We start from the raw sequence: 13287 nt of genomic DNA on the forward strand, positions 1-13287 counted from the left end.
TGTTCGCTTGTTAAATATGACGTTTCAAAAATACGGTCTTTTTCGCAATGCCAAAATATTATTGCAAACTTACTCGCAGCTGCACGCCCCCCTCCGATACGCTGTTGCGGAACGAGGTAGAGATCTTCGGATCTGACACGGTGCGCAGCACATAAAACTGCAGGTTAATGCGCTGGCTCAGCACATAGTCGATGGTTGGGCGCAGTTGCAGCTGGCGCGTTCCGTTCGTGATCTGGTTCTGGCTGTACTCCTGGCCCTGCTCGTCTTCTGCAACAGCGCGCTGCACTGTCTGGTTATCGCGTACCGACAGGTCCATGCGCATGGTCAACTCATTCTGCAATACCTTGCGCTCGCCACCAATCCGGAACGGAATACGGAAGTTGTTGGTGCTGTAGCCAAAGCCTACCACATAGTCCTTCACGTTTGTTTCCGTCACCTGGGCATTGGTCAGGTTCAGCGACAGGTTACGCTCCATCTTATACTCCAGGCGACCGGTAAGGTTGGTCTTGGTGCGGAAGTTAATGCCCAGTAACGGAGCCAGTCGTTCGCTTACCGTCAGCTGGCTCACGATGTAGTAGGGCACGATCTGCCCGAACTCGTTCTTATTTGTCGGGAAACCGGAAGGCTCCTGGTCGTAGGCCAGGGAGGTAGTAAAGCTGGTAATGTTATAGCTGGCGTTGTAGGCGTGTGTCAGGTTAACCTGGCTGAACCAGCGCTGGAACAGCGGCAACCGCGACAGACCGTTGTAGTCGATGCGCCAGTTCGGGATCGGCAGGCGGCTGAACGGACTGCTTGATTTAGCTTCATAATCGCCGATGTTGCGGCCCTGGTACGCATACAGGAACGACTGCAGCAACACGTCCTGGGAGTTCAAAGTATAGCCCGAGTCGCCGGCAGCTGCGTTGGCATTTGTCAGCTTATTTCGCACATCGTGGCGGTTGCGTATAAAGTCTTCGAAGGCAGCAGAAGTGCCGCGGTCAGTTGACTCAAACAACGTACCCAATGCAAAGAACGAAGTACTGAAAGAGCCGGTATTGATTGGGTTCTGACGCTGGTCTTCCACACTTATGTTTCCAAAATCATCGAATTCCTTGCGGTAGAATATCTCTTCAATTTCGGACTTGTTGCGACGGGCATCCACCTGCACGTTAAAGTCACGGAAAGGCTCCAGGTTGGCACGTGCCGTTAACGCTTCGGTAAAGATAGAGCTCAGCGGCGTATTCAGGTACTGGCTGCTGTCGGTGTACCAGCCGTTGCTGTTGGCCCTGTTATACAGTTGGTCCAGATCATACTGTCTGCCAAGTATAAATGGCAGGCCAGGAGCATCAAAATCTTTATCAAACCCGAACATATTGGTACTAGGCAGGTAGCCTGGCAGCAGGGTGCCCCGGTTTTCCAGGTACGTGAAGTTGATGGAGCGCGTCATCATGAAGAACCTGGCCAGTGCTTTAGCCACCTTCATATCAGCCTGTGGCTTCTGGGCGGTGGTATCTCCTGGAGCTGGGCGGCGCTGCGCCGCAGGTGCAGGCGAGTTTACTGCTTTCAGGAACTTCACTTTGTTGTACAATTTTACCAGGTCAAATCTTCCGTTCACGCTGAACTCGGTGCTGTTTTCTGCAATGTTACCCAACCGGAAAACGCTGTCCTGGTTCAGAGCGGTAGAACCCGCCGTCCAGATGTAAGTGGCAGCATAACGGGTCTCGGCCCCGATCCAATCCGTTAGCGGAAACTTGTCGAGCGGCAACTTATAGTTTACAGCAACCAGCTGGTTGAAGTTGGTGTTGCGGCCGCCCCGCTTCAGGTTATCCCAGATTACCTCATTTTTATACTTCAGTGAGTCGATGTCCTTGTCTATGCGGGCGTCCGGCTCGTCTACTACCGCGCGGTTCGTAGCCGTGTAGTCCAGCGACAGGTTTTTGCTCAGGTCCCACTTCAGGTCGTAGATGCGGTTAAAGAAGAAGTATTTCTGGAACGTTGGTTCTATACCACGCGTGGTAATGATGCCAGTGCCCGGCTCCCTGCGCTGCAGGAACGTTTCGTTATACCTTCTGTCCAGATCAGCGCGGAAGGCAATGCGGCTTGGAAGCGGCGTCACGTTCAGGTCTTTGATCAAGCGCAGGTACGGCGACTTCAAGGCTTCGCTCTGCGCAAACGGTGCATAGTTCCGTGGTGTGGTAGTATAAGTATAAGCGAAGCCGCCTGTATAGGTCTTGGTAAAGTCACGGTCGGTTTCGATGTTGGTGAACAGGCGCTCGGCGTAGGCATAGGAGAAGGAAAGGTTCTCCACGTCATACAGCTTCGGTTTCGCTTCCGGGTTGGTACGTTCTTTTCGCACGTTCAGCAGGCTGATGCTCTTGCGCGTTTCGCGTGTGGTTACCTCTTTTTTATACTCCCGTTTCTCTTCATCCGTCTCAAAACGTGTCAGCGATTCCTTCAACGGCACGTCCTTGTCCAGCGGGTCAAACTGCGGTTCACTGTTCAGAGTGCCGTACTGTACCGTAAGAGGTACTTTTATACCCAATTTCTCCGGCAGGAATTTGTCTGCTACTACGTTGGCGCTTACGTCAAACAGGGCGGTGTTTTCGCGGGCACGCTGCGCGAGTTTCTGCTGTAAACCCCCAAAGCCAATGCCGGTGTAAGCGCCGGTGGCCGTGATGTTGGCAAAGTCAGCCAGTTTGGTATTTAGCCTTGCGTTGGAAGCCCAGCCTGATTCGTTCTTAAAGCCTGTTACACGTAGTTCGTCTACCCACATACATACAGAGTGCGGCTGGGCATCATCGCCCGGTCTGTTCGGGTTACGCAAACCGATCATTACACTTTGTACTTCGCTGAAATCCGGGTTACCTACTATGCGGATGGTTTTGCCATTGATCGTTACCTCAAAAGGGCGTCGGTTGTCGTAACCGGCAATTTTATTTCGGGCTACTTTCGCGTTTACAAACTCTTCCAGTGAAATGTCAATCTCGTTTTCAGCACGCCAGATGGCCTCGCGCGAGGTGCTGCCCGGCTGTGTTATTTTAAGCGGCACCACGTACTCGTAGTAATTCTGGGTATAGTCGGTACCGATGCGCACAAAGGCTTCCATGTCATCGTCGCGCGTATTCGGGTCGCTGGTCTGCGCGTGCAGGTACATTTTCAGGCGCTTGTAGATGAGCATGTCCAGCGAGATGTTCTTGTATACTGCCTTGGAGAAAGAGTCTTTCAGGTCTTCTACACACAGCTGCAGCGATTGCTCGTTCTGGCGGCGGTTGTTGGTAGCCGCATAGTCGCGCAGGCGCTCGATACCCGGAGGCAGTACATACGGGATGGAGTTTTCGGTTGACTCGCCGTTTTCCTCAATGTTAACCGTAGAAACAGTAAAGGTGCGGGCATCATCGGTACAGGTAAGGCATGGGTTACCGTCTGTGATCGGTTGCAGGTACGTGCGCCACTGGTTGGCCACAAACTGGAACTGGATAAAGCGCATTACTACCGGGTCTGCAAACTCAGTGAGGTACATACGCATAAAACGGATAGACTTAAAGCCGCTGATGTTGCCTACACTGCTCGTTGGCTGGCGCACCGGAATACGGAACTGGTACCAGTTCACTTCATCACCATTCACATTCTGCACCACACGATCCACAATGTAATTCTGGCCCACGTTCATTTCGCCTGGCTTCAGCTTGATCTTGTACTCGTAGTACTGCTCCAGGTCGCTGATCACGTTGTCGCGGTTCAGGTCCTCTTTATCCGGGAAGGCATAGTTGGAGAAGCGGCTCTGCTCCGGGGAGTTGTTCTCCATGCCATTAAAGTTTTTGTAGCGCGCCAGGATGCCTGCATTCTGCTGATCGTAGAAGGCATCGAGGTGGTGCAGGAAGTTGTCGGCTGCCGGGTCACTCTGTGCTACCTGTGGCAGGTTCTGGAAAAACTCACGCTCTGAAGCATCATTAAGTCCGTCTAAGCCGATGTCCTGCAACTGGCGTGCGCCTGTCACTCCGGTGAAGGCATCGGTCAGGAACTGCTGTGTGGTTACGCGTCCCCAGTCAGTGCGAACCAGGTTCTGCGGGTCATCAGGCGAAGTAGGCAGTCCGTTCTCAAAAGAATAACGGTTGTCTTTCAGGATGTCTTCCGACACGCTGCCCAGGTTCAGGACCAGTTCGCCGCCTTCGTTGCTGGTGATCTCGTTGCCAAATTCATCTTTTCTGCCGTTCGGGCCCGAAATAAAAGGGTCCATCAGCCAAAATTCCATGTACTCGATGTTGGCATTGTCGAAGTCGGTGTCAAAAGTAATATCACGGCTGATACCGCCCCAGTTCTTGCGCGGATCACCCAATAATTTGCCTTGCGCATCCAGGTTCGGGTTGAAGTTATACTGGCCCCGGTCACGTGGGTAGTAAGCCAGGTCGAAGGTATACTCAAATGCGTTGGCTACTTCCGGATCACGACCTGGGAACACTTCGTTGCGGCGGATACCGCGCACGTAGTGGTTGTTCAGTTCCTCTTTGGTGATGTTCTGGGGCTGCAGGTTATCGCTGTCGCGGTAAAAGATCTGGTCGATGGTATACCAGGCAAGCTTGGCCCGGTTATACGAATAGGAGAGGCCTGTACCAGGCACCAACGGTGCAGGCGTGGCAGCCAGGCGCCAGCTGGTGTTGTTAAAGCCTCCTAAACTGTAGGGTGTTTCCGCTCCTTCAAAATCGTCTACATACGAGGTGCCGTCTTCGTTGGCAGGCAGCTTCGAAGCAGAAGGTACCAGCTGCGCAAACTCACCGCTGAAGGTAACGCTCGATGGTGCTTTGGTCTGGATCAGCGGGATACGGTCTGTAAGTTTGGTCAGGAAGCGCGACTCTTTGGTCAGGTTGATGTCCAGGCCATAGATTGTGTTGTTGGTTGGCTCCTCGCCAATAGTGGCGCGGTTGATATACGGCCTCTCGTTCAGGTGCAGTACCGTACCACCCAGGTTAATGTCGTCGGTTAGCCTGTAATCGAAACGGGCACCCAGCAGCGAGCGGGGCTGAATGTTGAGCAGCTCTGCTTTTTCATAGGTAACGCGCAGGTCGCTGGCCGAGCTGATGTAGCTTGGGTTCAGGATTTTGATACGACCTAAATCATAGAACACCTGGTAATCAGTACCCTCCTCCAGGCGCGTGCCGCCGGAGTATACTGCCACCGAACCTTCGGCAATACGGAAACCCGGCAGCATGATCTCGTCGGTAGAGGTTGCCTGAAAGCGACCTTTGATGAAGAACTTGGCTTTAGAGGTATTCTGCTGCGCATCTGTCTGCGTCAGCTCATATAGTTCCTGAAACACATACTTCTCGATCAAATCAGGCCGATCGCCAATCTTACCACGGAGGTAAGTGCCAAATGGCTCTACTTCCGGGAAGAAAATGCGGCCTGTTTCCGGATCAATGGTAATGCCTGGCAGGAAGTCAAAATTGCCATCCCGCGGCTTGTCGTTGTTGGTATTGACATTGTCAAGGTTCAGTACCTCGATCAGCGGGATATTCTGGATCGGGCTTGATTCTCTCAGGCTCGTAATGTCTACACCCGTCTCATCGTCTTTGTAAATAATCTGGAGCTGGAAGTTTTCGCGGTTTACCTGCGTTGCATCAAGGCTGTAGACGTTCTTCATCATCAGGTCCCAGGTAGGGTACTCCAGCGATGGGTTCGTGGCTTTCAGCAACTTCATGTGGATGACCTGCTCGTCGCGCAGGTTCTGGTAATCTTCCATCAGTTCACCTACCTTATAGGTCTTGCCGTTGTAGGTATACTCAAAAGCTACACCCAGCACTTGGTCTGGCAGCAGGGCGGTGTTCAATGAGATATGGCCAAGCTGTGGATTAAATTTATACTCCCGTGGGTCTAGCCTGCGGGCACGTACGTGTTCAAAATCTATACCTTTCTGCAGGCCCAGCCCTACCAGGGAATTGTCTACCGTATTGTTGTCGCGGAGGTTAGACACTGAACGATACAGTTGGTTGGCGTCGTTGGAAGCAGGGGCATTGGGTCTTGTCTCAAACTGATCGCGGTACGGATCGCCTTCGCCTAAGTCCATGTAGGCTACCATGTTGCGCAGGTTCTCGGTTGAGCGGTTGTTGTTGGTAACATACAGCTCCAGGCGGCGAATCACGATACCTGAGTTGACAAGGGGCAGGTTCTTGAGTGTGTTGTCATACCGCCCACGGAAAAACTGCGACAGGAAGTAATGCCGATCGCGGTCGTATTGATCAACCCGTATCTCAAAAGGCTTGTTCTGGGCTCCGTTCTGGATGATCACCTCATCGTTACGGCCGCGCACCGTAGAGGCAATGGCAGTAACGCCCAACCGCCCGAACTGCATTTGCGTTTTGATACCGAACAGGTTCTGGGCACCCGTGATCAGGGAGTTGTTGAGCGGGAGACTCACGTTACCGGCTTCTACTTTCCGTATGATCTCTTCCTCGTAGCCGGTATAATCCAGCTTCATGTTGTTCTCAAACTCGAAGTTGGCGTTGTTGTCCCAGTTAAAGTTAAGGCGCATTTTCTCGCCTATTTTGCCCACCAGGTTAAGCGATATGTTCTGGTCGAAATCAAAATCGCCGGTACGCTGCTGCCGCAGCGGTATGGTTGGGTTCTGGTTGCGGTTAAAGCGTGCGCCAAATTTCAGCGATACGTTACCATTCGGCTGTATATCGACATAGTTGCCGCCAAATATCCGGTCGAATGCAGGGCTGAGGTAGATCTTTGGAACCAGGCGGCGGCTGCTCAGGGCATTTTCGCCGTCCAGGCCGGCCGACTTGCTACGCCAGTATTCGCGGATGGCCTGCCGTTGCTGCCACTCCGAGTACTCCTGCAGCGTCATGGACGAAGGCATGCGGTAGTTCAGATCGCCGATGGTCTCAGTAATATTGTATTGTTGCAGGCTGTCGTCCAGTTCCATTTTCATCTCCACGTTGCCGGGCTGGCCCAGCAGCAGGGGAGAGGAGTTTGGGCGTGTGCTGAACGGGCTGCCGCGGCGGTCCCGGGGGGTAAAGGTAGGGCGGCGGCTTGGCAGGTATTTCTGGAGTTTGGTAGAGTCTGTTTTGACCGTATCCTGTAATAGTAAATTTTGAAGAATAGCATACTTAAATCCGTTGCGCGAACGCATCTCTTCTGCCTGCGACCACCAAGCCAGCAAAGAGAAAACGGCAACCGATGCTAGAAGCAGGCTGTTCTTTTTATATTTCCAGACCAAAAGGGTATATATCTAAGACGATTTCAACGCAAACTTAATCAGTTCTTCTACGCTCAGGTCCCTGCCTTCGCGCTTGATGATAGCATCCAGGGTCTTTTCTGCCACGTTCTTTGCAAAGCCCAATGTTACTAATGCAGATAACGCTTCAGCACGGTTTGTATTGTATGTAGAAGCAGCTGGTGCTGCCAACGTATCCGTAGCAAAAGCCTCTTTTTTCATCTTATCCTTCAACTCCAGAATAATACGCTGCGCGGTTTTGGCACCTATACCTTTTACATGTTGTATGGTGCGCACATCTTCCCGAATAATGGCCTGCTGCACTTCCTCTACCGATAGAGATGACAGGATCATCAGGCCTGTGTTGGGCCCTACCCCGGAAATAGAAATCAAATGCAGAAACACCTCTTTCTCTGCTACCGATGTAAAACCATAAAGCGTATGCGCATCCTCTTTGATGTGCAGGTAGGTATGCAACCTGCAACGCTCACCGGTAGGAAGCGAGGAATAAGTGCTCAGCGAGATCTTGATCTGGTAACCTATGCCATTAACATCGATAATGACATAGGTTGGATCTTTGTAAGCGAGCTTGCCATCTATATAGGCTATCATCTATATATGTTTATTGTTATGGTTTTGAGCATCTACGACAGCAATGGCTACCATGTTTATAATTTCTCTGATGGAGCTGCCAAGCTGCAGAATGTGAACCGGTTTGCGCATACCCATCAGCACCGGACCGATGGCTTCGGCACCCCCGATTTCCTGTAATACCTTGTAGGCGATGTTGCCGGATGTAAGTGTCGGGAAGATCAGGGTATTGGCTCCTTTCTCTGCAAGCTCACTAAATGGATAGTGCTCACGCAACAGGTTTTTATTCAAAGCTGTATTCGCCTGCATTTCCCCGTCTATCAGCAGGTCAGGGTAACGCTGTTTGGCTTTGCGTACGGCCTCGGCTCCTTTGCTTGGAATATCGCCCTGCACAGAACCAAAGTTCGAGTAAGAAAGCACTGCCATGCGTGGCTCTGTATCAAAGAAACGTACGGCACGCGCTGTCAGGCCAATGATATCCACCAGCTCGTCGGCAGTCGGGTTAACGTTTACCGTGGTATCAGCAAAGAAGTATGGCTCTTTCTTGTTCAGGATGATGTACATACCGGCCACCTTGTTTACGCCTTCTTCCACACCGATCACCTGTATGGCCGGAAGTATGGTTCTGGAATAGTCGCGTGTAAGACCTGAGATCAGCGCGTCTGCCTGGCCTGTTTCCAGCATCAGGCTGCCAAAATAGATACGATCGCGCACCAGGCGACGGCAGTCGAACAGGGTAAGACCCTTGCGCTGGCGCTTTTTGTATAGGACCTGTGCAAACTCTTCGCGCATGGCCTCTTCCTCAAACGGATCGATGATGCGGGCATCGTGCAGATCAAGGTTAAACTCTTCGATGATCTGGTTGATACGGGCACGGTTACCTAACAGGATCGGGTTGGCAATACGCTGTTCTGCCACTGTCTGAGCAGCTTTCAAAATCTTATAGTGGTCAGCCTCGGCAAACACCACCGTTTTAGGATCTTTCTTCGCCTGGTTCGTGATACGCGTCATCAGCTTCTGGTCGATGCCGATGCGTTCCTGCAACTCCTGCTCGTAAGCCTCCCAGTTGGTGATAGGCCGTTTCGCCACGCCGCTTTCTATGGCAGCAAGGGCCACTGCCGGCGATACAGTCGTAATCAGGCGCGGGTCAAGCGGCTTTGGAATAAGATAGAAGCGGCCAAAGGCAATGGTGTTGTCGCCGTAAGCTTTGTGCACCAGTTCAGGTACAGGCTCTTTGGCTAGTGTTGCTAATGCATGCACGGCAGCCAGTTTCATGGCTTCGTTTATTTCGGTAGCACGCACATCCAGAGCGCCTCTGAATATGTAGGGGAAACCAAGGACGTTGTTTACCTGGTTAGGATGGTCAGAGCGACCGGTTGCCATGATCAGGTCTTCTCTTGTTTCCATGGCTACTTCATAAGGGATTTCCGGATCAGGGTTGGCCAGCGCAAAAATGATCGGGTTAGGTGCCATCAGCTTTACCAGGTCCGGATGCAGCACGTTGCCCGCCGAAAGGCCTACAAACACATCGGCTCCTTCCATCGCCTCTGCCAGGGTATTGATCTTGCGCAGGGTAACGAACTGGGCTCTGTAAATGTCCAGGTCGTCGCGTTCAGGGCGTATGATGCCGTCTTTGTCAAACATCACGATGTTGTCCATTTTTGCACCCAGCGCGACGTACAGTTTGGCACAGGCTATGGCAGCAGCACCGGCGCCGTTCATTACGATCTGTACTTTGTCTATTCTTTTGCCGGCGAGTTCCAGGGCGTTCAGGAGCGCAGCCGACGAAATAATGGCAGTACCATGCTGATCGTCGTGCATGAGCGGAATGTTCATCTGCTCTTTCAGCGCATTCTCGATCTTGAAACTTTCCGGGGCTTTGATATCTTCCAGGTTGATCCCGCCGAAGGTTGGCTCCAGGGATTTTACAATCCGTATAAACTCCTCCGGGTTAGTGCAGTCGATCTCGATATCGAACACATCAATGCCGGCAAACTTCTTGAAAAGTACGCCTTTCCCTTCCATTACCGGTTTAGAGGCATCCGGTCCGATATTTCCCAAGCCCAGTACGGCGGTTCCGTTTGAGATAACGCCCACCAGGTTTCCTTTAGCAGTATATTTGTAAACAGTATCTTTATCAGCAGCAATTTCCTTACATGGTTCGGCTACGCCCGGCGAATAAGCCAATGCCAGATCATGCTGTGTACTTAGCATTTTAGTAGGCACTACCTCTATCTTTCCTGGTTGCCCCTGCATGTGGTAGTTTAAGGCGTCTTCTTTGTTTACTTTAATCATGGTATGCGTTGTTGTTTGTATATAGAGTAGCACTTTCGTAAGATCGGCATTGGGCCAAGTCTGCAAAAATGCAAGATGCCAATTTGAAAATAATTTGTGGTTATTCAAAGCTACAGCCTTCAAAGATATAAGCTTTGGAGGCTACGTGGCAGATAGTATTTCAATTCCTGAACGGTCTGCTTCCCGACACAACCTGGCGTGCATCAAAAAAGCACCTCCTGGTATAGGAGGTGCTTTTTTGATGGCTGCCGAGTACACTAGCTGAGAATCAGCTTCATGCCTGGTTTGATGCTGTTGCCTTTCAGTTTGTTCAGCTTTTTGATCTGCTCTACTGTAAGCCCGTTATACTTCTGGGAGATGTTCCATAAAGTGTCTCCCGGCTGCACATGGTATACACGCTCTTGTTGTTCCTTTTCCTTTTTAGGAGCAGGTTGCTTAAGTGTAGCTTTTACCGGCTTCTCTGCTACTGGCTCTGCTGAGGCTAGTAGTTTGTTTTCATTAACAGGTTGCAGCACGGTTAATTTTTGGTTGGCTGTGATGTAGGAGCCACTCAGGTTATTCCATTCTTTTAGCTGCTCTACAGTTACATTGTGCTGGGTAGCGATGCGCATCAGATTGTCGCCACGCTTAACAATGTATGTCTTTTTCTCTAAGCTATCCTTTGCAGTTGAAGCAAACAGCGGTTGTGCTTCAATGGGTGCTAACTCTTTTACTGGCTTTGGTGCCGGTGGAGCAGGGGCTGCAGCCAGAAGAATGCAGCTTCGGTCTTCGGCTTTAGCAAGTAAGGCACTGCTTTGCGCCGGTATGCGAAGCTTGTAATTGCGTAAGTGCTCCGGAAGTTCCTTCTTTTTTATTTCTGGATTCATCGCGAGCAGTTGCTCCGGGGCTATGTGCAACTCTTGCGCCAGTTTCGTCAGATCTACTGCCTGGTCTTTGATCTCCAGAATATGGGTATCATGCGCGTAAAGTATAGAATCAGAGAAAATGTTATGATCCGGCGCATACTTCATGGCGTAGATCACGGCAGTCATGGAAGGTACATAGCTGCGGGTTTCTTTTGGCAAGTATGGGAAGATCTCCCAGAAGGTTTTCGTGCCACCTCCGGCGCGGCGAATTGCTTTGTTTACGTTGCCCTGGCCACAATTGTATGCTGCCATTGCCAGTTCCCAATCGCCATAAGTGCGGTACAGGCGGCCCAGGAAGCGCATGGCGGCATCCGTGGATTTCTCCGGGTCCATGCGCTCATCGATGTACTGGTTGGCATCCAGGCCGTATTCTTTGCCGGTAGATTTGATAAACTGCCACAAGCCGACAGCACCCGCCCACGAAGCTGCCTTTGGATTAAGCCCTGACTCTACGATGGAGAGGTACTTGATATCCTGCGGCATGTTATACTTCTTCAGGTACTTTTCATAGATCGGGAAGTATACATTCTCGCGCGTAATCATGGTGCGGGTATACTTCCTGTTGCGAACTGTGAAGTAGTCGATGTGGCTTCTTACAAACTTGTTGAAGGTAAGAGGAATGTCAGATTCGATACAGCTCAGCCTGTCCTGAATTACCTCATCCGGTTCGTAGGGAATGTATTCCACCAGCAAGGCCAGCTCCTCCGGGGAGAGAAGTGTAGTATCCAGTTTTGGCTTCAGAGAGTCCTCTGCAATGGTGTTTTCAAGCTTCAGGCCATAAACAGAGGCATGGGCAAAGGAAGTCCACATGCAACCAACTACAGCCGCAAGTACTGTTAAGAATCTGGCGTAAATCATTTTTATCTATGCTTCGACGGTTATCTTATCCAAGATATAATTCGAGAAAGCAAGCAGCTGCGGCTCCTCGAATGAGCGGGTCATAAGTTGTAACCCGATGGAAAGGCCGTTGGCATCGCGACCAACCGGAATAGAAATGGCTGGAACACCTGCAAGAGAGGCCTGAACCGTAAAGATATCGGCCAAATACATGGCCAACGGATTCGCTGTATTCTCCCCAAGCTTAAAGGCTGTAGTAGGAGCTGTAGGCAAGATAAGGAAATCGTAGGAGCGAAGCAACTCATCGGTCTTTTCCTTGATCAGTCTTCGTACTCGCTGCGCTTTGGTATAGTAAGCGTCATAATAGTCGGCACTTAGCACGAAAGTGCCCAGCATGATTCGGCGCTGTACTTCCGGGCCGAAGCCTTCGGAACGTGTCTTTTTGTACAAAGAGGTTAGGTCAGTCGCGTTTTCGCTGCGGTAGCCATACTTTACACCGTCGTAGCGACCCAGGTTAGAGCTCGCTTCTGCTGTAGTAAGGATGTAGTAGGTAGGTACCATGTAATCCAGGTATGGGAAATCCACAGCTTCTACCTGATGGCCAGCCTCCATGAGCATATCTTTTACGGCCAGTATGCTGTCTTTTACTTCGGCATCCAGGCCTTCGCTTTCAAAGCAGTCGCGGATATAGCCGATTTTATACTTCTTGTCCGTTGCCAGAAGCTCGCTGTAGGCAGGTACTTCACGCTGGCTCACGGTGCTGTCGTAGTCGTCTTTGCCGGCAATTACCTCCAATAGCAAGGCAGCATCGGTTACGTTCTTTGTAATAAGACCGATCTGGTCGAAAGACGAAGCATAGGCAATAAGGCCGTAGCGCGAGATGCGGGAATACGTAGGCTTTAGCCCCACCACACCGCAGAAGGAAGCAGGCTGACGCACAGAGCCCCCGGTATCGGAACCTATAGAAGCCAAGCACAGATCTGCCTGTACGGCTACAGCCGAGCCACCCGAAGAACCACCCGGAACACGGGATGTATCATCGGCATTCAGCACCGGGCCAAAAGATGAATTCTCGTTAGAGGCACCCATTGCAAACTCATCGCAGTTCTGGCGGCCAATGATGATGGCATCCTCAGCTAGCAGGCGCCTAACAGCTGTTGCTGTATAAAGCGACTTAAAGCCATTCAAGATCTGGCTGGAAGCCTGGAGGCTATGCCCTTTATAGGCCAGCACGTCTTTGATGCCAATGACCATACCTGCCAACTTACCGGCGGTACCATTTGCTAGCTTTTGGTCAATGATAGCTGCCTGAGCAAAAGCTCCCTCCTCAAAAACTTCCAGAAAAGCATTAAGCTCAGCCTTTGCCTTAATGTTGTGGAGGTAATGCTCTACCAATTGCTTGCACGTAACCTGCCCATTAGACAGGTCTGTGCGGATGTCTCGTAACGAATTATACTGTTTCAA

General features: G+C 51.2%; 5 protein-coding genes. All 5 read right to left on the reverse strand.

What is annotated here, in order from left to right; all coding sequences use genetic code 11:
• Positions 1-58: 58 nt before the first annotated feature.
• Positions 59-7198 carry a T9SS outer membrane translocon Sov/SprA gene (gene sov / locus MJ611_RS16740; RefSeq protein WP_250431451.1) on the reverse strand — a complete coding sequence of 2380 codons (7140 nt, stop codon included), beginning with the start codon at positions 7196-7198 and terminating at the stop codon, positions 59-61.
• Between the two features lie 12 nt (positions 7199-7210).
• Entirely contained in the window at positions 7211-7807 is a 597-nt protein-coding gene (ruvA, locus tag MJ611_RS16745) for a Holliday junction branch migration protein RuvA (RefSeq protein ID WP_250431453.1), read from the reverse strand.
• Positions 7808-10081 carry an NADP-dependent malic enzyme gene (locus tag MJ611_RS16750; protein ID WP_250431455.1) on the reverse strand — a complete coding sequence of 758 codons (2274 nt, stop codon included), beginning with the start codon at positions 10079-10081 and terminating at the stop codon, positions 7808-7810.
• 257 nt (positions 10082-10338) lie between these two features.
• Positions 10339-11844, reverse strand: coding sequence for a lytic transglycosylase domain-containing protein (locus MJ611_RS16755; RefSeq protein WP_250431457.1), 1506 nt, complete (start codon positions 11842-11844; stop codon positions 10339-10341).
• A gap of 6 nt (positions 11845-11850) precedes the next feature.
• Positions 11851-13287: an Asp-tRNA(Asn)/Glu-tRNA(Gln) amidotransferase subunit GatA gene (gatA, locus tag MJ611_RS16760; protein WP_250431458.1), complete on the reverse strand. Its 1437-nt coding sequence runs from the start codon at positions 13285-13287 to the stop codon at positions 11851-11853.

Origin of the sequence: Pontibacter ruber (genome assembly GCF_023630205.1) — a bacterium.
GTDB lineage: Bacteria > Bacteroidota > Bacteroidia > Cytophagales > Hymenobacteraceae > Pontibacter > Pontibacter ruber.

Bases quoted from the DNA above. Each gene is read 5' to 3' on its own strand.
- ruvA (WP_250431453.1), bottom strand. From the start codon at position 7,807: ATGATAGCCTATATAGATGGCAAGCTCGCTTACAAAGATCCAACCTAT.
- MJ611_RS16750 (WP_250431455.1), bottom strand. From the start codon at position 10,081: ATGATTAAAGTAAACAAAGAAGACGCCTTAAACTACCACATGCAGGGG.
- MJ611_RS16755 (WP_250431457.1), bottom strand. From the start codon at position 11,844: ATGATTTACGCCAGATTCTTAACAGTACTTGCGGCTGTAGTTGGTTGC.